The 20266-nt window shown below is 53.6% G+C and carries 18 protein-coding genes; 9 read left to right on the top strand and 9 right to left on the bottom strand.

What is annotated here, in order from left to right:
• Positions 1-103: 103 nt before the first annotated feature.
• Complete coding sequence (guaA, locus tag H924_RS02950; RefSeq protein WP_015650471.1) at positions 104-1675, top strand: glutamine-hydrolyzing GMP synthase; 1572 nt, start codon at positions 104-106, stop codon at positions 1673-1675.
• Positions 1676-1905: 230 nt separating this feature from the next.
• Positions 1906-2364 carry an imm68 putative immunity domain-containing protein gene (locus H924_RS02955; RefSeq protein ID WP_015650472.1) on the top strand — a complete coding sequence of 153 codons (459 nt, stop codon included), beginning with the start codon at positions 1906-1908 and terminating at the stop codon, positions 2362-2364.
• 11 nt (positions 2365-2375) lie between these two features.
• On the opposite strand, the gene H924_RS02960 is transcribed toward H924_RS02955, so the two are convergent.
• Positions 2376-3557, bottom strand: coding sequence for a PspC domain-containing protein (locus tag H924_RS02960; protein ID WP_029703536.1), 1182 nt, complete (start codon positions 3555-3557; stop codon positions 2376-2378).
• 129 nt (positions 3558-3686) lie between these two features.
• Between H924_RS02960 and H924_RS02965 the strand changes: the two genes are divergently transcribed.
• From H924_RS02965 to H924_RS02975, 3 genes are read left to right on the top strand one after another with little or no spacing between them, the layout of a single operon-like run.
• A complete protein-coding gene (locus H924_RS02965; RefSeq protein WP_035107892.1) occupies positions 3687-4901 on the top strand; it encodes an ATP-binding protein in 1215 nt (404 codons plus the stop codon).
• A 53-nt stretch (positions 4902-4954) separates the two neighbouring features.
• On the top strand, positions 4955-5647 hold the full coding sequence (locus H924_RS02970) for a response regulator (RefSeq protein WP_015650475.1): 693 nt from the start codon (positions 4955-4957) through the stop codon (positions 5645-5647).
• Complete coding sequence (locus tag H924_RS02975; protein ID WP_015650476.1) at positions 5647-5958, top strand: hypothetical protein; 312 nt, start codon at positions 5647-5649, stop codon at positions 5956-5958. Before H924_RS02970 ends, H924_RS02975 begins: the two co-directional genes overlap by 1 nt.
• A 40-nt stretch (positions 5959-5998) precedes the next feature.
• On the opposite strand, the gene H924_RS02980 is transcribed toward H924_RS02975, so the two are convergent.
• Positions 5999-6439 carry a hypothetical protein gene (locus H924_RS02980; protein WP_029703532.1) on the bottom strand — a complete coding sequence of 147 codons (441 nt, stop codon included), beginning with the start codon at positions 6437-6439 and terminating at the stop codon, positions 5999-6001.
• A 117-nt stretch (positions 6440-6556) separates the two neighbouring features.
• Between H924_RS02980 and H924_RS02985 the strand changes: the two genes are divergently transcribed.
• On the top strand, positions 6557-7330 hold the full coding sequence (locus H924_RS02985; protein ID WP_015650478.1) for a hypothetical protein: 774 nt from the start codon (positions 6557-6559) through the stop codon (positions 7328-7330).
• A gap of 8 nt (positions 7331-7338) precedes the next feature.
• A complete protein-coding gene (locus H924_RS02990) occupies positions 7339-8931 on the top strand; it encodes a Y-family DNA polymerase (RefSeq protein ID WP_029703530.1) in 1593 nt (530 codons plus the stop codon).
• A gap of 95 nt (positions 8932-9026) precedes the next feature.
• Here H924_RS02990 and H924_RS02995 read toward each other — a convergent pair whose 3' ends face one another.
• Positions 9027-9665, bottom strand: coding sequence for an AMIN-like domain-containing (lipo)protein (locus H924_RS02995; protein WP_015650480.1), 639 nt, complete (start codon positions 9663-9665; stop codon positions 9027-9029).
• Between the two features lie 216 nt (positions 9666-9881).
• Between H924_RS02995 and H924_RS03000 the strand changes: the two genes are divergently transcribed.
• Complete coding sequence (locus H924_RS03000) at positions 9882-10745, top strand: sucrase ferredoxin (RefSeq protein WP_015650481.1); 864 nt, start codon at positions 9882-9884, stop codon at positions 10743-10745.
• Here the strand turns inward: H924_RS03000 and H924_RS14510 are convergent.
• From H924_RS14510 to H924_RS03025, 6 genes are all read right to left on the bottom strand, one after another.
• On the bottom strand, positions 10732-12216 hold the full coding sequence (locus tag H924_RS14510) for an FtsX-like permease family protein (protein WP_245533891.1): 1485 nt from the start codon (positions 12214-12216) through the stop codon (positions 10732-10734). The genes H924_RS03000 and H924_RS14510 overlap by 14 nt on opposite strands.
• 9 nt (positions 12217-12225) lie before the next feature.
• The gene (locus tag H924_RS14515) at positions 12226-13212 is read right to left on the bottom strand and encodes an ABC transporter permease (RefSeq protein WP_245533892.1); all 987 of its coding nucleotides are present in this window, start codon (positions 13210-13212) and stop codon (positions 12226-12228) included.
• The gene (locus H924_RS03010; protein WP_042392859.1) at positions 13209-13880 is read right to left on the bottom strand and encodes an ABC transporter ATP-binding protein; all 672 of its coding nucleotides are present in this window, start codon (positions 13878-13880) and stop codon (positions 13209-13211) included. The genes H924_RS14515 and H924_RS03010 overlap by 4 nt, the downstream gene beginning before the upstream one ends.
• A gap of 176 nt (positions 13881-14056) precedes the next feature.
• The gene (locus H924_RS03015; RefSeq protein ID WP_015650483.1) at positions 14057-14734 is read right to left on the bottom strand and encodes a methionine ABC transporter permease; all 678 of its coding nucleotides are present in this window, start codon (positions 14732-14734) and stop codon (positions 14057-14059) included.
• The gene (locus H924_RS03020) at positions 14731-15774 is read right to left on the bottom strand and encodes a methionine ABC transporter ATP-binding protein (RefSeq protein WP_029703527.1); all 1044 of its coding nucleotides are present in this window, start codon (positions 15772-15774) and stop codon (positions 14731-14733) included. Before H924_RS03020 ends, H924_RS03015 begins: the two co-directional genes overlap by 4 nt.
• 189 nt (positions 15775-15963) lie before the next feature.
• Entirely contained in the window at positions 15964-16863 is a 900-nt protein-coding gene (locus tag H924_RS03025) for a MetQ/NlpA family ABC transporter substrate-binding protein (protein ID WP_015650485.1), read from the bottom strand.
• A gap of 163 nt (positions 16864-17026) precedes the next feature.
• On the opposite strand from H924_RS03025, the gene H924_RS03030 reads away from it, so the two are divergent.
• Positions 17027-20194, top strand: a complete 3168-nt coding sequence (locus H924_RS03030) for an error-prone DNA polymerase (protein WP_029703525.1) — start codon at positions 17027-17029, stop codon at positions 20192-20194.
• The last annotated feature ends 72 nt before the right edge of the window (positions 20195-20266 follow it).

The raw sequence follows: 20266 nt of genomic DNA on the forward strand, positions 1-20266 counted from the left end.
TGGCTGCGTGGGGGACGCGGCCAGGCGAGGGCGCGTCGAAAAGCGCTGGGGTGGTTGAGGGTGAAAATCGAGATTCGGGGCGGGTCTAGTAGAGTGATCTTTTGTGAGCCTTCAGACAAATCATCGCCCAGTACTCGTCGTTGACTTCGGCGCACAGTACGCGCAGCTGATCGCACGTCGTGTGCGTGAAGCCGGCATCTACTCCGAAGTTATTCCGCACACCGCAACCGCTGCTGAAATCCGTGAAAAGGATGCCGCAGCGCTAATTCTTTCCGGTGGACCTTCCTCTGTTTATGCAGAGGAAGCACCATCTTTGGATCCTGAAATTCTGCAGCTTGATCTGCCAGTTTTCGGTATTTGTTATGGTTTCCAGACCATGACCCACGCGCTCGGTGGCACCGTTGCCAACACCGGCAAGCGCGAATATGGCCGCACTGATATCACCACTACCGGTGGCGTGCTCCATGAAGGCCTCGAGCCAACTCATAAGGTGTGGATGAGCCACGGCGACGCCGTCTCTGTTGCACCTGAAGGCTTTAGCGTTACTGCCACCTCCGAGGGCGCACCAGTTGCAGCCTTTGAGAACGTAGAGCGCAAGATGGCTGGCGTGCAGTACCACCCAGAGGTTTTGCACTCCCCACACGGCCAGCAGGTTCTTACCCGCTTCCTCACCGAAATCGCTGGTCTGGAGCAGAACTGGACCGCTGCAAACATCGCTGAAGAGCTCATTGAAAAAGTTCGCGAGCAAATCGGCGAGACCGGTCGCGCAATTTGTGGCCTCTCCGGCGGCGTTGACTCCGCAGTAGCCGCAGCACTCGTGCAGCGCGCTATTGGTGACCGCCTTACCTGCGTATTTGTGGACCACGGTCTGCTGCGCGCCGGTGAGCGCGAGCAGGTAGAGCAGGACTTCGTGGCAGCAACCGGCGCCAAGCTGGTTACCGTTGACGAGCGCGCTGCCTTCCTAAACAAACTGGCTGGTGTGACCGAGCCTGAAGCAAAGCGCAAGGCTATTGGCGCTGAATTCATCCGCTCCTTCGAGCGCGCCGTTGCTGGCGTTTTGGATGAGGCACCAGAAGGTTCCACCGTGGACTTCCTGGTACAGGGCACCCTGTACCCAGACGTTGTTGAGTCCGGTGGCGGCACCGGCACCGCCAACATCAAGAGCCACCACAACGTGGGCGGTTTGCCTGACGACGTCGAGTTCAAGCTGGTTGAGCCACTGCGTTCCCTTTTCAAGGACGAAGTTCGTGCCGTTGGCCGCGAGCTGGGTCTGCCTGAGGAAATTGTTGGACGTCAGCCTTTCCCAGGACCAGGTCTTGGTATCCGCATCATCGGTGAAGTCACCGAAGAGCGCCTGGAGACCCTGCGCCACGCTGACCTCATCGCCCGCACCGAGCTCACCGCAGCTGGTCTAGATGGCGTTATCTGGCAGTGCCCTGTTGTATTGCTTGCCGACGTTCGCTCCGTGGGTGTGCAAGGTGATGGTCGTACCTACGGCCACCCAATCGTGCTGCGTCCAGTGTCCTCCGAGGATGCTATGACCGCCGACTGGACCCGCTTGCCTTATGAGGTACTGGAGAAGATCTCCACCCGCATCACCAATGAGGTTCCAGATGTGAACCGCGTTGTGCTCGATGTAACCTCCAAGCCACCAGGAACCATCGAGTGGGAGTAAATTCCCGCCGCTAGCTAACTAAAGCAGCCACCTTTTTGCCACGATTTTGTAGAGATTGTGGGGGAGAGGTGGTTGTTTTTGTTTTTTGGGAGGTGTTGATGGGGCGCTGTTGGAACTAATCGCCAGGAAAAACTAGATGAGATTACCCTCGGGAAAACTGGCGTATCCTTGCACCCAGAGCAAAAACTAGCTAAACCCCGCACCACTTTAAAAACAGGAGACATAAAACAATGAGCGATATCCTCACTACCTATTGGAGCAGTTTGTTTGGAACCTCAGCAGAGGCGCAGGCTTTAGTTGGATATCTAGCGGAGGATGTAGAAAACGCCGAAGGTGTTATTGAGGTCCATAAGATTTTTGCAGATCTCGGCCTTGATGGGCTGTCAGGAAATTACACCGATACCGAACTTGATGGTTATGGCGATGCTTTCCTCGTGGTGGCCGCTCTTGCTGTGCTGATGGCAGAAAATAAAGCCCAAGGCGCAGTGCAGCTTGCTGAGGTCGGTGGAGAAGCTGCTGCTAAGGAAATTCGCTTGCACACTGAGCCTAAGGAAAACACTCAGATTAATACCGCGTTGAAGTACTTTGCGCTTTCACCCGAAGATCATGCTGCTGCAGAGCGTTTTGATGAAGATGAGCTTAGTGAATTTGCTGATCTGAATGAGCAGCTGCGTGGCCAGCTGGATTAAGTGTTAATGGCCTAGTTTTCTGCAAACTCCACAGCAACATCGCCGATGCCAGAACTAACGGAAATATTGAGCATCTCACCACTAAGTCCCTCATTGTGAGCCGCTAGATCTCCTATATCGCAGTGGGTAGTTCCCACACCGGCATTGCAGTTGAGGCTAATGGGAACATTTTCGGGCAGGATTACCTTGACCTCGCCCACGCCAGAATTGATTTGAATATCGCGTTCTTCTTCCAAAGGTGCAAGGTTGCTTAGATCTAGGTCCATTTGGCCGACACCGGAGGAATAGTTATCTTGCAGACTCGCATTGGATGGAGCAAGTGAGACATTGCCGATCCCAGAATCTTCATCTTCAAATTGCGCCGGGTCGATGGCGAACATAATAAATCCAATGGCAGCTACCGCAACAAGGCCAGTGCCCACCCCTCCACTGAGAATCCAAGGCCATAGTCTCCTGCGCTTTTTGGCAGGAGCAGGTTGCTGCATGTGTAGATCCCAAGAATTGTGCTGCTGAGTTAAAGGATCCCAGCTGGGGGCATCGGCAGAATATTGTGCAAAAGGCGCATAGTAGCCTTCAACTGGGGTTATTGAGCCAAGATCAGGTTGCGGTTGTGGATAGCTATCAGCGGGATTGTTCATCGTATCTTCCTGAGTCGCAGAGTCGGTGGCAAGTAAACCACGCGGCGGAATCGGTTGTTTTTTATGCAGACCCCACCACATTGCAGCCACTAAGACATAGGTAAGAAAAGATGCGGAACCAAAGGTATTGGCAGCTGAACTAAGCATTCCGGAGAACATCACAAAGGCGATGAGCAACCACCATCCGTGAGTACGATCTTGGGGATGTCCGGGCTTCCAAATGGCTTCGAGCGGGGAAACTGGAACGGAATAACGAGGCATGATCAGCCAGGCCAGGAGATAGGCAGCAATGCCTGATCCAAATACGCCGGAGACCACAAAGAAAAGCCGAATGAGCACGGGATCAATTTGATAACGCACACCGATGCCTTCACAAACACCAGCTACCTTGGCGTTGCCACCTTGTTTAGCAGGTAAACGCACCGGGCGGGTTTGCCACATGCGCTGCAAGGTTCCAGTTGCTGAAGATGAGGAAGGGGAGGGATAAGAGCTTATTGCCCCAGGTTGTGCAAAAGGCACGTAGTGCGGCTGCGTGTTCTCCTCGAAAGTGCTCATAAAAACAATTGTGGCGTGGCGCGCGGAAAATGTGAATCGGGGAAAGCCCTGACATTGTTTGTGCAGCTCACATGGTTCAGGGTCTTCCCCGATGGAAGCGTGTCCGGTGCTCATGACAAGATCAAGAACATGAGTAATTCGCCTGCACCATATACTCCGCAACCCGCGGGGCAGCTTAAACCCCTCTATCCCGCGTTCCGGCGCGCGCGGGATGGTCGGGTGGTGGCTGGTGTTGCCTCGGGGCTGGCCTATCACCTTAATGTTTCGGTCTTTTGGGTACGTGCAATTTTTATTATTTCCGCGCTGGCCAATGGCGCCGGCTTGGCAGCTTATGCGTTGGTGTGGATTTTTACCCGCATGGAGCGCAAGGATGCGCAGTCCCCGCAAGCACCGGGGGTTTCGTCGAAAAGCGCTAAGTGGATTTCCTGGGCGCTGGTGGTGTTGGCACTGGTGGGTGCCGGGGTGTCACTGACGCTGACCACCGGTTTTGGACTGAGCACGCTGATTCCGATTGGCGTGGTTGGCGTTGGCATGTTGATGGTCTGGCTGGCCTATGACCGGGGCGTGGATTCTGGCCCCAGCGTGCTTATTATTGTGGCCGGCGGTGTGCTGATGCTCACCGCAATTGTGCTGGTGGTGATGAATTGGAGCACTCATGACGGCTTCCTCATGGCACTGGTGGCAGTGGTGCTCACGCTGCTGGGAGTCGCAGCACTAGGCGTGCCACTGTGGGTGCGGATGTGGGATCAGCTGGGCCAAGAACGCGCCGAGAAAGCAGCAGCTGCTGAGCGCGCTGACATTGCCTCGCGGCTGCATGATTCTGTGTTGCAAACCTTGGCGCTGATTCAAAAACGAGCCGATGATTCAGCTGAGGTGACACGCCTCGCACGCGGGCAGGAGCGGGAATTGCGGCAATGGCTTTTTGATTCCCAGGATAAAACTCCACAGACCACCGGCACTGTTTTTACTGCTTTGAACCGTGCATGTGCCGAGGTAGAAGATCTTTTTGGGCTGCGCATTGTGCCTGTGACAGTGGGTACTGATGAACCTTTAGCAGATTCAACGCAGGCCGCGGTGATGGCTGCACGCGAGGCTTTGGTGAATGTGGCAAAGCACGCCGGGGTGGATTCTGCGGATGTTTATGCCGAAATCATGCTGGGGGAGTTGAGTATTTTTGTCCGCGACAGGGGCCGGGGTTTTGATCCGGACAATATTCCTGAAGGCCATCACGGTTTGGCGGAGTCGGTGATCGGCCGCGTGGAGCGCGCCGGGGGCAAGGTGAAAATTAAATCTGAGATGGGTGAGGGCACCGAGGTAGCAATCACGATGGCCATGTCAGCGTAGGTAGTTTTGCCTTAAAGCCACAGATTGGGTGCGCGGGCGGTAACCTGTGAGGCATGGTAGATGTGTTTTTGGTTGATGACCACTCGGTATTCCGTTCGGGCGTAAAGGCAGAGCTGGGCGATGCAGTTAATATCGTCGGCGAAGCTGGCACCGTGGCTGAGGCCGTTGCCGGGATCAAGCAGACACGCCCTGAGGTTGTGCTTCTCGACGTCCACATGCCGGATGGCGGCGGCTTGGCAGTTCTCAAAGAAATTAACGCCTCTGATGTGGATACCATCTTTTTGGCATTAAGTGTTTCTGATGCTGCTGAGGATGTTATCGCCATTATTCGTGGCGGTGCACGCGGTTATGTAACCAAATCAATTTCTGGAACAGAGCTGGTAGAAGCCATTAAACGGGTTAATTCCGGTGATGCTTTCTTCTCACCACGACTGGCTGGCTTTGTGCTGGATGCTTTTGCCGCCCCTGATTCCACTGCCGGCGCGGGCATTGTAGATGCTCCGGAAAAGGATGCCGCCGTGGAATCTGGTCGCATTATTGATGATCCCATCGTTGATGCGCTTACTCGCCGTGAGCTGGAAGTTTTGAGATTGCTGGCCCGCGGTTACACCTATAAAGAAATCGGCAAAGAACTTTTCATCTCTGTAAAGACGGTGGAAACTCACGCCTCCAATATTCTGCGCAAAACGCAGCAGTCCAACCGCCACGCGCTTACCCGCTGGGCTCATTCAAGGGATCTCGATTAATGGCTCAAAAACCTCGCAAAAACTTCGCGGCTGATTCCGGTGCTGAAAATCGCAGCGAGGCGATCGATCAAAGCCAGGCCAAATTCACTTTCCAACCCACCCGCACCCTCTTTTTCAGCATCATTTTTACGGTGCTGGTGATGTGGCAATCCAACTTTTCCCTCTGGTGGGCCATCCCAATCTGGTTCTTCGTGTGGGCACTTTTTATCCTGGGCCACAGCTTTTATAACTGGGCAAACCTCAAACTCATCGAATTGGGTCGCCGCAACCAGCAAGTTCTTGATGAAGAAGAAAAGCGCCGCAAGCGTTAAAAGATTTTAAAAGCGTGCTTTTCGACGCAACGACTTTTGCTTAAGGGGCTTCCTGCGTATTGGCAAAAGCGAGCTTTCGGGTGCCATCAATGTGGGGAAATGTCAGGAAAATCCAGCCTGCGACAATGACAAAAACCAAGATTGTCACCCACAGTGCAGCTCCGGAGAAAAACGGTGCCACCATGAGCATCAACCACGTGACAAATAGCGGCATGACCTGGCCAGGTGTGGGAACCGGGCTGATGTTGTGCTGCAGGCGATACATCCTCACCTCTGAGCGGTAAGGGTGCATAAAAGCCAGCAGCAGCGTGATGATCAACCCTGCTGCAGTGACTCCAAACTTAATGGTGGGGGAGAGATCCGTAGTTAAAACTGCAATAGCTGCACCAACAAGCACCGAAGCGCTCAACCTAATGATGGCGGGCGTGGGGATCGGGGTGACATGGGACTTCATATTGGCGTAGCTATTTAAAGGATCCATAGCATTTAAGGATAATGCAGCGAATGAAGGAGAGGCTCTTAGTAACCTTCTATGCCCAAATCTCCCTCATGAACTGCGCTGTTGCGAGCTAAGAAAAACGGGTGTTTACTTAAACCCATGAGTGGAACAGGTGTTCGAGAATTTGGGATTGAGGCTAGTGCTGTAGCCGTACCTGATCTCTCGGGAATGAGTAGAGCAGAGCGGATTACCGCACTGCGCTCACGCATGTCCGCCATGGGTGCTGCCGCGCCACAATTGGTGGAAAATCCTGCATCTGCACCGGTTGAATACTTTGATAAAGAGAACATTCTTGCAGCTCCTGATAGTGTTTCGCAATTTCTTCCCGGCGGGGGCTTGCCACGGCGGGCCTTAAGTCAAATAACTGAACTGCCCCTACTGGTGGTGGCCTTCCTGGCTCATGTTACGGCGCAGGGTGGACACGCTGCGGTGATCGGCTGGAAGGAACTAGCTTTTGCAGGAGTAATTGATTTAGGAGGTGTGTGCGAGAACATCATTGCCATTCCAGATCCAGGTACCGAGCCTTTAAACGTGGCCGCGGTGTTATGTGAAGGTTTGGATTTGGTGGTCTATAAAGGTCCTGAGATTTCCCTTTCACCCACACGTGCCCGCCCGTTATTGGCCAAACTCCGCAAGGGCAGTGCCGCACTTTTGATGGTTGGCACCCGTGTGTCTTCGCCGGCATTGGTGATGGAGGCAGAAACCAGCAACTACTTAGGCATTGGTCAAGGTCGGGGCCGGATTCGGGGCGTGGAATTGAAATTTCGCGCAATGCCCAAAGGCCAGCCTCCACGCAGCGGACTAGTTACCATCAGTCGCGCTGAGGATGCTGCATTGCTAAACACCACACCCACATTGCGCGTGGTGCCTTGATGCGGATTATGGTGCTGTGGTTTCCCGATTGGCCAGTTCAGGCTGTGCGTTTGGAACGCGATGACCTTAATGATGTGGAAAAACCAGTGGCCATTGCCGCCAACTACCGCATCAAGGTTTGCGGGCTGGCTGCGCGCAAGCGTGGAGTGCGTCGTGGGATGAAGGTTCGCCAAGCGCAGGCGGTGTGTCCGGAGCTCGAGGTTGTGGACCAAGATCTAGACCGTGATGGCCGCATTTTTGAAAATATCGTGGCTTCGCTTGGCGAGGTCGCTTCCAGCATCGAGGTGCTGCGCCCCGGCCTGGTCGCGATTGATGCAGCAGCTGCGGCGCGTTATCACGGTGGTGAGGAGATCGCTGCCCAGTTGCTTATCGACGCCGCCGCGCGCCGCGGCATTGACGTTGAAGCCGGGGTGGCAGATAGCCTGAATACGGCGATTATTGCAGCCCGCGCCCCGCATGGGGCGGTGGCTGGCAGGGGAGAGGGCGCGTCGACAAGCTTCTTGGCACGCCAAGCCATGTCAGTGTTGGTAGCAGAAGAGGCGCTGGCTTGTGATCCTGACATTATAAAAACCCTGGTAGATTTGGGTATCTCGACTTTGGGTGAGCTGGCGGCGCTGCCGGTGGAATCCTTGGCAACACGCTTTGGCAAGGCCGGTGTGCACTGTCATAATATTGCGACGGCGCGTTATGGCCGTAAAGTTGCGCCGGCACTGGAGGGTGCTTCCTGGGAAATTAGCCATATTCCAGAAGAACCCATTACCCGCGTGGATGCTGCAGCCTTTGTTGCCAGGGCTTTGGCAGCGCGCTTGCATCAGCAGCTTTCTGAGGCTGGTGTGGTGTGTCAATTGCTTAAGGTGGAGGCTGATTTTAGCGATGGCACGCAGGTCAGCAGGGTGTGGCGCACCGGCGAACCATTGTCGGAAGCTGCTACCGCTGACCGTGTGCGCTGGCAATTGGATGGTTGGCTCAGCGCGCGCGGAAATGTCGATGAAGCCAATGAAGAAGATGGCATTATCGCTTTGACCTTGCGGCCTTTGGAATGTGTGCCTCCTGATATGGCCAGCGGTGGTTTATGGGATACCGGGCGCAGTCAAAAACATGTGGCGCGCCAAGTGATTCAAAGAGTGCAATCAACCTTGGGAATTGATGCTGTGCTGCAACCTATTCCGGCAGGTGGCAGGGGAGTAGAGGAGCGGATTCGTTTTGTGGCCTTCGGCGAGGCGCCAGATCCGGTGCGTGCTCCGCAGGGCAGTTGGCCAGGGAAAATTCCAGGCCCTTTGCCTGCGCGTTTAAGTGCGGGAATTAACCACCCAGCCTCGCGAGTGGTGCTTATTGATGCCAGTGGGAAGCGTGTGCAAGTTACTGCGGAAGCTTTATTAAGTTCTATTCCCTATGCGTTGTCCTGGGGAAATAAGCGTTATGTGGTTACTGCGTGGGCAGGGCCTTGGCCAGTGGATGATCGCTGGTGGGAAAGCAGTGGTAAACGTTATGCCCGCTTGCAGGTGGTGGGGCAGGCGGTATCAGCGGAAAGCAATGAGCAGATTAGCGCCTGGCTTTTGCTGTGGATGGAAGAAAAGTGGCGGGTGGAGGCCAGTTATTAGGCGTTGACATGGGGAAACCCCGGACTCAGTTAGTTAAAAAAACTGGCGAATCCGGGGTCTGTGGAGGTTTGCGCGGGTTGGTGGGGAAGCTAGCGCTACTGCGCCATCACATCAACAACCAAGCGCAGTGGATCCTGGAGCACACTCACAGAATATGGGTGCTTGCCATTTAATCCGATAACAAACTGGGAGCGGCCTTCAAAAGTGCCAGCGCTGACAACCTGGGTGACAATGCTGCCAGAGCCTTCAACGGTGCCAATCTGCGGATCTTCCATGCCCAAGTCAAAGGGATAGGTGGTGCCATCAATGTTGAGGTTGATGGCGGTATCGCCAGTAAATTTCACTGGGTTTCCACTGCCTTGCTGGGTGGGGCTGGTGGTGTAATCCGCAAACCAACCAGGTTGGCCTTCGCCGGTGAGATCAAAAACTACGCGGTCAAAGCCATTGTGGGAGCCGGTTCGAACACCTGTGACCAGAAGCTGTGCAGGTTCTTCAGCACGCAGGGTTTTCATAGCGGTATCGGCAGTGCCAAGAGGAGTGGGGCCTGCGGAAGCTTCATTGGAGAGATCAGCGCCGCCGGCAGTGGCGGACAATGTTTGAGTAGCTCCCGCTGAACTTTCGGTGGAAGTCTCATTTGTTCCACAGCCAGCGAGGGTCAAGGCACTCACGCTTAAAAGGGTAAGTGCGCCACGGCGGACACGCTGCTGGGAACTAGAAGAACGCTGCACAATCATTCTCTTACCGTAACTCTGAAAGCCAAAAGAACCCTAAGCAAGAAGGCCAACGTGACACAATCGTGAACGAATTGTTGTAAAACTCTGCAAAAGCCCAGGAAAAATCGCTAAAATTGCATCATACAAACACCAGATGAGGGTGTGGAATCGATTGCCTGAGCCCATTTATCCCCCATTTATCTAGGGTCGGAGCAAGGGCAGACTAGGGTTAAGGCCATGAATCAAGCGCTACTTAGCTGCTCCGACACCATAGTGGAGCCACTTGAGGGAACTGCCAAAGCTGGTAAAGGCTTTGTGCTTTTTGAACACCCCGGTTCTTGGAGCCACGATATTTTAGATGGCCATACCTTCAGACCGGAGCTCACTGCGCAGCTCAAAGCGCATACTAAAGCGGCCAATATGGGCTTGCAGCTCATTAGAAAACCAGGACGCGCTGGCCGCCAGGTGGAAAAACATCACCTATTTTTGGTTTTTTCTGAGGAAGCAATCATTGAACATCTGGTACTTGATTCCGCTGAGCAGATTTGCCAATTAGATCTTGCAGGTCCGGGGCGAAACAACGCCGCACGCATGACAGATCCCATGCTGCTTATTTGCACCCACTCCAAACGTGATGTGTGCTGCGCAGTTAAGGGCCGTCCGCTGGCTGCAGCCATTGAACCGAAGTTTGGCGAGCTGCAGGTGTGGGAGTCCTCGCACACTAAAGGCCATCGCTTTGCGCCTTCTATGATGCTTATGCCGTGGAATTATTCTTTCGGTCGACTCAATGAAGAAGCCACCACCACTCTTTTTGAGCAGGTACTCAACCATCAGCTATTCCTTCCCGGAAACCGCGGACGTGGCACCCTCGATCCACGTGGCCAGGTCGCGGAGTTAGGCGTCGCAAAGCTTCTCGACGCCCTACCGCCTGCCTACCTCGACGTCGTCAATGACGGCGAGGTAGTGCGCGTGACCCACCCGGATGGTCGCAGTTGGGCAGTGGAATTAGAGCGCGTGGAGGTTGAGGGTGTGATTTCTTCTTGTGGAGATGCCCCCAAAACTGGCAAGGCCTGGGTGATTAGTTCAATTACTGAGCTTTAGTACGGCCCAGCACCAGCAAACCGCACAGCACTGCACCCGCGACCATAACCAGCGGCGTATAAAGCAGGATGTGGGGATCAAGCGAACTAGCTGCAACCTGCGAACCTGTAGCGCTTGCAGCCACCACGTTGCCCCAAAAACCACCCGCAACAGTGCCGATAAGCGCGGCAGGCAAAGCCAATGCAAAGATCTCAATGCCCATTACTGCGCGCTGGCCACTGGCAGTTAAGCCGATGGTGCGCAGCAAGGCACGGTCGCGGGCGCGCTCGGCAACGGTCAGCGCCACCGTGTTGGCCAAGCCCACCGCAGCGATCGCCAATGCTACAAAAGCCAGCAGCGAAGACATCGTGGTTACCCGCGAGACCAGCGCAAAGGTATTAAGGCGTGCCGAAAAACCTTCGGTGACAGAATAGCGTTCGGGGTAGGAGGCAATGACCTCGCGGATGGCCTGCACCGTGGGATTATTGGGATCTTGATTAGCTTCGCCATCAAGCAACACCATTACATTGCGCACCGGCTGTGCAGGCAACATATCCGCACTAACGCCCAGCTCCGCAGCCTTAAGCTCACGAGCCTGCGCCACCACGCCGGGATCGATTAGGGAAAAATAATTATCGCTGTGCGCAATGGTTACCGGAAGCGAAATATCGGCAAGGGAGATATCAGCGGTAGAACGGGCCGGGAAATTTTCTTGCTCCCCAGAACTGCGCCCCAGCACCATGGTTTGAGGTGGTGCGCCGGCATCGTCATCGCGCATAACCTCCGCGCCTTCAGCCTCGCCTAACACCAGCGCGGGAATGTCTCCGGCCTGCGCAAACTCCACCGTGGCAGCAGGTGGCGCAACCGCCATTGCCACCCCATCAATAGCGGAAATCTGCTCCACCAAATCAGCAGGGATATCTTCGTCCAAGCCGGTGACCAGCAGATCTGTGCCACCCATGCCCTTGGCCACGGATACTAAATGTCCACCGATCTGCGCCTGACCATGCAAAACCGCCGAGCTTAGTGCAGCACCTGCCAAAATAACGCCAATCAAGGCAGCTGATCGCGATTTCTGCTTAGAGGCAAAAGCCAGACCCAATTGCACACTCGGCGCAGCTTTACCCAATAACCGCGACAGCCCATAAAGCAGTGGTGGCAACAAGGTGGCAGTAGCGATGAGCAGCGCACAGATAGCTGCTGCGGCTGCTGCAATTGCCAAAACCACCGCACGTGTTCCAGTCAAGGAGCCAGCTTGGTCATAAGCCCACCACGCAGCGGTCCCCGCCGCAGCTGCCGGGACAAGCCACAGAACCATCAACAGTGGCGCGCGTTTAGAAACCGCAGCCGCATTTAAAGAATCCACTGTAGATTTCCGGCATGCACTAAAAACCGCAGGTAAAGCTGCCACAACCGTCAAAATGACGCCAGCTCCGGCAATCAAAGCCATGGTTTTTAACGGTGCATCAAGATGATCCAGCGGAATCCGCACCCCAAAATGCTATGCTTGAGTGGCCAAAAATCGAGCCCCAAACAGGCCCGCGGGAGCGCCCAAACCAGCGGCAAACAATCCCAAAATACCAGCCTCTACCAGCGCTGATCCCATAATCTGTGGAGTGGAAGCGCCAATTGCGCGGATTAGGCCAAACTCTTTAATACGCTCGCCGGTAAGCACTGTAAAAGCAGAAAAAACCACTAAAAATGCCACTGCCGCTGAGACCACCACAAAGGCTGAAAGCAGCAGAAAATAACGATCACGCTGGCCCAAATAAGAATCAGAGAGCTTGTCGACGAACCCCTGCGCCGTAGCAACCTGGGCAGTCGTGGAAGTTGCGGTGGCTGCCTCTTGCACCGCCACTGTCGTGGCGGCGGGATCAGTAGAACTTATCCGAAACTCACCACGCACACTGGACTGATTCCATTCCTGCACAGCCGCAGGGGTGGCCAAAGCGATAAAAGATCCCGATAAGGTTTCTTGAGCTGCCGCTTCCATTGTGCCCACCACCGTTACCGGTACGTCCTCACTTTGGGAGGACAAACGCAGCGCAATAGTTGAGCCAATTGCTGGAGCATCAGGGGTGCTGCTCACCGCAATTTCTTGCGGGTTTTCCGGCAACCGTCCAGCTAAGAGGGGACGCCACTGCAATTCACCAGGACTAATGGACTGCACTAGGGTGCTGGCATAAATGCCATCTGGCTGCTCCAGAGAAACCGAAAGGCTTTGGTCAAAAGCCCAGTCACTGATTGTGGGATCATTGGCAATACTGTCTTGGAGGGCCTGAAAGCCTTCTTCATTTTTGGCACTGGTGGTGACAACCAGATCGGCGTTCTCATAGGGCTTGGCAAAAAGTTCATTGACGCTACTGACTAAGGAATTAGTGAGCACAGTGGCACCAATACTTAATGCAACCGCTGCAAAAATCGCAAAAAAGAGGGAGGCATAACGAAACCCACGGCGCCGCAGCTGGGCAAAGGCGAGTCCAATCATCGGCGCGCCAACTTTGTGTTTTCCAGAATGTGACCATCACGCATGGTGATTAGGCGATCGCCACGCAGCGCAGCCTCTTTATCATGGGTGACAAAGACCAGCGATTGTCCAAGCTGATCAACCACAGTGCGGAAAAGATCCAAAACTGCATCGCTGGTTTGGGAATCGAGGCTGCCGGTTGGTTCATCGGCGATCAAAATATCTGGTTTGCTAATCAATGCGCGTGCAATGGCTGCGCGTTGTTGCTGCCCACCGGAAAGCTCATGTGGCAAGTGGTTTAGGCGCTGATCAATCTGCAAAATATCAGTGATCTGATCCAGCCATGCTTTATCAATTTTTTGATGAGCCAGGCGCATGGGGAGGGAAATATTATCGCGTATCGACAAAATAGGCACCAGGTTAAAATCTTGGAAAACCACACTGATGTGGGTGCGTCTTAATATGGCACGTTTATTTTCTGAAAGCCCACTGATATCTAAAGAGCTGCCATCCTGGGAATGGAGGGTGACTTTTCCTGAGGTGGGCTTAATCAGCCCGGAAAGACAGTGCAGCAAAGTGGTTTTGCCAGATCCGGATTGCCCCATAATTGAGGTCCATTGACCACGGGGAATATCCAGGTTGATCTGGTTGAGGGCGTGTACTTCGGTGGAACCTTTTCCGAAGATCATGCTCAGCTCTTGCGCCAACAATACTGGCGGTGGGGTACTGATGGAGGCTTCGGAAGTGGGGATCACGCGAGATAACTCCTTGGGGTTTAAAAACTTTAAAGCACTAACCCGCAACAACTATAGGGGAAAATGCAAAACACCCGCGGTAATTAAACCGCGGGTGTAGGGGACCGTGCTTAGCGACGCATGATCTTTTTGGAGAGCCAGTTGCCCAGGAGCTGTGCTGCCTGAACGATGATGACAATAACCAAAACTGCGACGTACATAACCTCGTTATCAAAGGCTCGGTAACCATAAACAATGGCAAAGTCACCAAGACCGCCACCGCCGATGTAGCCCACCATGGCAGACATATCAACAATGGCAATAAAGAGGAAGGTATAGCCCAAAACCAAAGGTCCAAGAGCTTCAGGGATGATCACGGTGCGAATGATGGTGAAGGGACTTGCACCCATAGAGCGGGCTGCTTCAATAACACCAGGATCGATGGCCACCAGGTTTTGTTCCACGATGCGGGCCACTGAGAAGGTGGCTGCCACGATCATGACAAAAATACCGGCGTCACGGCCAATGGATGTTCCCATAACTGCCACCGTTAAAGGCTTCATGGCGGCGATGAGAATAATAAAAGGAATGGGTCGAACAAAGTTCACCAGCACGTTAAGAATGGTGTAGATGGCTTTGTTTTGCAGAATTCCACCATTGCGGGTGGTGTAGAGTAGCAGGCCAACAACCAGGCCGAGCAAGCCAGAAACCACCATGGTGACGCTGACCATGAGCAAGGTGTCAAGGATGGCGGTGCTAAAAGTTGGCCCCAAGCGATCCCAGTCAGCTGCGAGAATCATCTCATTCATCGGGTGATCTCCTTGATGGTCGTGGTGCGTTGGAGGCTTTGATAAAACTCTTCAACAGCTTGTGGATTGCCGCCGAGGCGAACCGTCATCTTGCCAAAGGAATGGCGCTGCAAGGTGGTAACACCACCGTGCACGATATTGATGCTGGCACCATTTTCGGCAGCGATGGCAGAAGCCTTGAAGAAGCCGGAATCCTCGGTGAGATCAATGGTGAAAAGGCGGCCTTCGTGGCTCAGAAGATCCTCGGCCTCAACATTGTCTGGGGTGTTGCGCAGTGCAGTTGCCACAAAGCGCTGGGCCACATTGGTTTGAGGATTGGAAAAGACCTCGTAGACGCTGCCGTATTCAACAACCTTGCCTTGTTCCATGACTGCAACCTTGTCGGCGATGGAGCGCACAACTTCCATTTCGTGGGTAATAACCACGATGGTGATGCCGAGTTCACGGTTGACTTTGCGCAGCACCTCCAAAACCTCTTGGGTGGTTTCCGGGTCGAGAGCAGAAGTCGCCTCGTCGGCAAGCAAAAGGGTGGGGTTGGTGGAAAGCGCACGGGCAATGCCGACGCGCTGTTTCTGACCGCCTGAAAGCTGTTCCGGGTAATTGTTGCCCTTATCGGAGAGGCCGACGAAGTCCAGCATTTCTTTAACGCGCGCTTTGCGCGCAGCCTTGCCCATTTTGGCCAGCTGCAGTGGGTACTCAATATTTCCGGCTGCGGTGCGGGACTGGAAGAGGTTAAATTGCTGGAAAATCATGCCAATATTGCTACGAAGTTTACGCAGCTGGGATTCTGGCATGCCTACGATGTTGGTGCCGTCGAGAAGCAGCTCTCCGGAGGTAGGGGAGTCGAGGCCGTTGATCATGCGGACCAGGGTGGATTTGCCGGCTCCTGAATAGCCGATGATGCCGATGACTTCACCAGGTTCGACGGTGAGAGTGACATCATCTAGAGCAACGGTTTTAGCATTTTTGTTGTTGCTAAAAACCTTGGTTACTCCGCGAAACTCCACCCGAGTGCCCTTGGTGGTGGAGCGCTGCGGCAGGCTTTCTTCAGGCGTCGGTGTTGACGCAGTTTGTGACACGGCGGTGTCCTCGATTCAGATGGTCTGGGGACAAAAGTTGCAGGGGAACAGTTTAACGCCCCGGGGAAGCATTTGCGACGTGGTGTTCGTCTAAAAGTTTCCAGCGGGGCGTTAATGTCATAACTTCTGTGGCGAAGTTATGAGGCAGGTTTAGGAAGCTGCCTGAGCTTCTTCAAGACGATCAAGGATGGTCTGTAGTTCAGCAGCGGTGCGCTCAACTGGGACGGAAGTTCCCTTGGAATCGCGGTCAACAGCAGCTAGAACCTCAGGATCGTGCCAGAGCTCAACGAGGCGAGCGATGTTGGCATCGTCCTTATCCTCAGCCTTGGTGACGAAAGCGTTGATATAAGGCTCAGCTTCCTGGGAGTTTGGATCATCCTGGAAAACAGCAAGCTTAGGATCGATGCCTGCGCGGTCAAGGAAGGAGTTGTTGATGATTGCTGGGGTGCCCTCTTGGTAAGCGGTAGGGGACTGAGCTGCATCAACTGGGGTAACGGAGACCTTGGACTTGCTCTCGTCGATATCGAGTGGAGCTGGGGTGATCAGGCCTGGGGTCTTCAAGGTAACAAGACCAGCCTGGACGAGGACGTTGATAGCGCGACCTTGGTTGGAAGGATCGTTAGGGATAGCAACGGACTGGCCGTCGATGCCGTCGAGGGAATCGTGGTCCTTCCAGAACAGTGCCAAAGGAACGATTTCGGTAGCGCCAACTGGGGTGAGGTCTTCGCCGGAACCAACGTTGTACTCAGCCAGGAACTTCAGGTGCTGGAAGAGGTTTACGTCAATCTGATCCTGAGCCAGTGCTTCATTTGGGGTGGAGTAATCAGAAAAAGGTACGACCTCGAGCTCGATGCCTTCAGCTGCAGCCTTGTCCTCAAAAACGGTCCAAGCTTCTTTAGCTGCATCGGTGGTGCCGATACGGATCTTGACTCCATCGGTGCCTTCAGCAACGGAGGTGCTGCTGCCATCGGAGTCGGAACCGCAAGCAACAAGTGCGGTTGCGGCAAAGAGGCCAGCGATGGCCGTGGTGGTAATGCGACGAAGCTTCATGTTCGGCGTCCCCTTATTTCTGTGGGTGGTTACTTAGTTGTTTAGGAGGTTAGCACTATAGACCGCGATCTGTACAGCTCGGTCTATTTAGTGGCCGGGACGGGCTGGGAAAATTGGGAAAAATCTATTGGAAAACTTGTTCTAAAAATGTATTCTAGTGCATATGGAATGGAATGGCGGGGGAAGCTTTAATGGACGTCCATTGTCCTGGTCTGCAATGGAGAAAATCCTCTCAGGAAAAAAGGTTCAACCTTTAAGGCCAGTGTTACATGAACCAACTGAAAATGCTGGGGCGGATGACAGTATTGGGGTTTATGGGGCAGATGGGGAACGGGTTGGGTTTGCGGAGCTGCATGCCACCAGTAGTTATAACTTTCTAATGGGGGCCTCAGATCCAGAACGGCTCGTGACAGAGGCTAAAAAGATGGGTTTAAGTGCACTTTCCATTCTTGATAGAGATGGATTTTATGGGGCGGTGCGCTTTGCTCAAGCAGCTGCGGAAGCCGGATTAAAAACTGTTTTTGGAGCAGAGCTAAGCCTTCAAGAAGGGGTTTTAAGTGTGCTTTGTAAAGGGGTAGAGGGTTACCGCCGGCTCAGCCATCTTATTACAGAGGCAAAAATGGCAACACGAGAAAAGGGAAAAGTGTCTTACCCGCCTTTACCGCTAGTGGCACAGCGATCCGGTGGGCACTGGATTGCCTTGCTGGACTATCAATGGATTGACAAAATCGATTATGTTATCGAATGCTTTGGTCGCGATAATATTGTGCTGGAATTTAGTGCCACTATGTTGCCAGAAGAAGCTGATCGCAATGAATGTTTAAGGCGTGCACAAGCCGAATTTCAGCTGCCTGGCATCATCAGCGCGCACCCACAATCAGCCTCCAAAAACTCTGTGAGATTAGCAGGAGCCAAACAAGCACTATCCACCCGTAAGTCCCTCAGTGACGCAGAAAGTGAACTCCACCCAATGGGCTCAAGCTGGCTGCGCAGCGGTCAAGCACTGCTAAGAGCACATCCAGGCTGTGCCGACCTTTTAGCCAGCTCAGTGGAACTAGCGCAGCAATGTGCTTTTACCCTCGATCTGGTTGCTCCCAATCTGCCATCTTGGGACACTCCGGCCGGACATACGGAGATGAGTTGGTTAAGTCAGCTGGTGGAGCAACGTTTTGCCGCGCGTTATGAAGGCCGCTCGCCAGAAATTAAAGAAAAAGCCCTAGCTCAAATCACCTATGAACTAGGAGTTATTAAAGAGCTAGGTTTCCCGGGCTATTTTCTCATCGTTAATGACCTGGTGGAATTTTGCCAAAAAGCCAATATTTTATGTCAGGGCAGAGGCTCTGCAGCCAACTCTGCAGTGTGTTTTACCCTCGGCATCACCAACGCCGAACCAATTTCCGCGGGCCTACTTTTTGAAAGGTTTTTATCTCCCGACCGCGATGGTCCGCCAGATATTGATATAGATATTGAATCTGGTCGCCGCGAAGAAGTAATCCAATATGTTTACACCAAATATGGTCGCGATAACGCAGCTCAAGTGGCCAATGTGATCACTTACCGTACGAAAGGATCAATCAGGGATGCTGCACGCGCCTTGGGTTATCCCCAAGGTGCTGCCGATGCATGGTCAAAAGGCACCGCAGAAGCCCCTCAAGATGTAGTGGAATTAGCCGCCCACTTTAAAGGGCAACCCCGCCACCTGGGTATTCACTCTGGCGGCATGGTTATTTGTGATCGTCCCATTGCAGATGTGGTGCCGGTGGAATGGGCGCGGATGGATAATCGCTCGGTGGTGCAGTGGGATAAGGATGATTGTGCAGCAGCAGGCTTAGTAAAATTTGACCTCCTAGGTCTTGGCATGTTGGAAGCAATTCACCACATGCTGGACCTGGTGCAAGAGCACCGTGGCATAACGGTAAAGCTGTGGGAGCTAGATCTTGCAGAGCCTGAGGTTTATGAGATGCTGTGTCGCGCCGATGCGGTAGGAGTTTTCCAGGTGGAATCCCGCGCACAGCTTTCCACCTTGCCCAGATTAAAACCGCGTACCTTCTTTGACCTGGTGGTGGAAGTTGCGCTGATTCGCCCCGGGCCCATTCAAGGTGGCTCGGTGCACCCTTATCTGCGGCGGCGTGCGGGAGAAGAAAAAGTCACCTATGACCATCCAGTATTGGAAAAATCCCTAGGAAAAACCCTCGGCATTCCACTTTTTCAAGAACAACTAATGCAGATGGCTGTTGATGCCGCAGGCTTTAGTGGTGGGGAAGCAGATTCCTTGCGGCGCGCCATGGGCTCAAAACGATCCCCAGAGAAAATGGCAGCCCTGCGCGCCAGATTTTTCCAAGGCCTTGCCGATACCAATGGGATCGTGGGAGATACTGCTGAAAAATTGTGGAATAAAGTGGTCGCCTTTGCTGCCTATGGTTTCCCAGAATCACACTCGCAGTCTTTTGCTTCTTTGGTGTATTTTTCTGCCTGGTTTAAATATCACTACCCGGCGGAGTTTTGTGTGGGGTTGCTCAGAGCCCAACCTATGGGTTTTTATTCCCCGCAGTCGCTCATTAGTGATGCCCGACGCCACGGTGTGCAGATCTTGCCAATCACGGTTAATGATTCTGGAGTGGAAGCCAATGCACCTGGCGGGGCAATTCGTTTAGGTCTTAATTTGGTCAAGGGACTATCCAAAGATGCAGCACAAAGAATCGCCCAGCATGCGCCCTATGAATCCATCCCGGATCTGTCCCGGCGTGCGGAGCTCAATGTCTCCCAGGTAGAAGCCCTCGCCAGAGCTGGTGCCTTGGAATGTTTGGGAGTAAACCTGCGTGAAGCACTGTGGCAAGCAGGGGTGGCAGCAACTGAAAAACCGGGGATGCTGCCGGGGCTTTCTGCTATTGATGCACCAGCTTTGCCGGGGATGAATGCCTTTGAATTGATGGTGTCAAATATTGGGGCCACTGGAGTTTCGGCACAGCAACAACCAATGGCTTTGGTGCGCGCACAACTAGCTCAAATGGGTATTGTGCCAGCCGATCAACTGCTTAAGGTAGAAGATGGCACCCGGGTAAAAATCGCAGGGATTGTTACACACCGCCAGCGTCCGCAAACAGCGTCTGGTCTCACTTTTTTGGGACTAGAAGATGAAACAGGGCTGATGAATGTCATGGTCTCGGTGGGCTTGTGGAAGCGTCAGCGTATCCTGGCGCGCACTGCAAAGGCACTGATTATTCGCGGCATTGTGCAAAACGCTAAAGGTGTGGTCAATATTGTGGCTGATCGTCTAGAACCCATGGAAGTGGGCGAGCTGTTAAGTCGCGGATCACGAGATTTTAGATGAGTAACTTCAGATGAGCGAGAAGAAATTTGGCAAAGTAGTGGATATGGATAAAACCCTAGAACCGTATAAAAG

Source organism: Corynebacterium callunae DSM 20147 (assembly GCF_000344785.1).
Classification (GTDB): Bacteria; Actinomycetota; Actinomycetes; order Mycobacteriales; family Mycobacteriaceae; genus Corynebacterium; species Corynebacterium callunae.

Bases quoted from the DNA above. Each gene is read 5' to 3' on its own strand.
- H924_RS02970 (WP_015650475.1), top strand. From the start codon at position 4,955: ATGGTAGATGTGTTTTTGGTTGATGACCACTCGGTATTCCGTTCGGGC.
- H924_RS02985 (WP_015650478.1), top strand. From the start codon at position 6,557: ATGAGTGGAACAGGTGTTCGAGAATTTGGGATTGAGGCTAGTGCTGTA.
- H924_RS02980 (WP_029703532.1), bottom strand. From the start codon at position 6,439: ATGGATCCTTTAAATAGCTACGCCAATATGAAGTCCCATGTCACCCCG.
- H924_RS03025 (WP_015650485.1), bottom strand. From the start codon at position 16,863: ATGAAGCTTCGTCGCATTACCACCACGGCCATCGCTGGCCTCTTTGCC.
- H924_RS02955 (WP_015650472.1), top strand. From the start codon at position 1,906: ATGAGCGATATCCTCACTACCTATTGGAGCAGTTTGTTTGGAACCTCA.
- H924_RS03015 (WP_015650483.1), bottom strand. From the start codon at position 14,734: ATGAATGAGATGATTCTCGCAGCTGACTGGGATCGCTTGGGGCCAACT.
- H924_RS02975 (WP_015650476.1), top strand. From the start codon at position 5,647: ATGGCTCAAAAACCTCGCAAAAACTTCGCGGCTGATTCCGGTGCTGAA.
- H924_RS03000 (WP_015650481.1), top strand. From the start codon at position 9,882: ATGAATCAAGCGCTACTTAGCTGCTCCGACACCATAGTGGAGCCACTT.
- H924_RS02990 (WP_029703530.1), top strand. From the start codon at position 7,339: ATGGTGCTGTGGTTTCCCGATTGGCCAGTTCAGGCTGTGCGTTTGGAA.
- H924_RS02960 (WP_029703536.1), bottom strand. From the start codon at position 3,557: ATGAGCACTTTCGAGGAGAACACGCAGCCGCACTACGTGCCTTTTGCA.
- H924_RS02965 (WP_035107892.1), top strand. From the start codon at position 3,687: ATGAGTAATTCGCCTGCACCATATACTCCGCAACCCGCGGGGCAGCTT.
- H924_RS03030 (WP_029703525.1), top strand. From the start codon at position 17,027: ATGGAATGGAATGGCGGGGGAAGCTTTAATGGACGTCCATTGTCCTGG.
- H924_RS03010 (WP_042392859.1), bottom strand. From the start codon at position 13,880: ATGATCTTCGGAAAAGGTTCCACCGAAGTACACGCCCTCAACCAGATC.
- H924_RS14515 (WP_245533892.1), bottom strand. From the start codon at position 13,212: ATGATTGGACTCGCCTTTGCCCAGCTGCGGCGCCGTGGGTTTCGTTAT.
- H924_RS02995 (WP_015650480.1), bottom strand. From the start codon at position 9,665: ATGATTGTGCAGCGTTCTTCTAGTTCCCAGCAGCGTGTCCGCCGTGGC.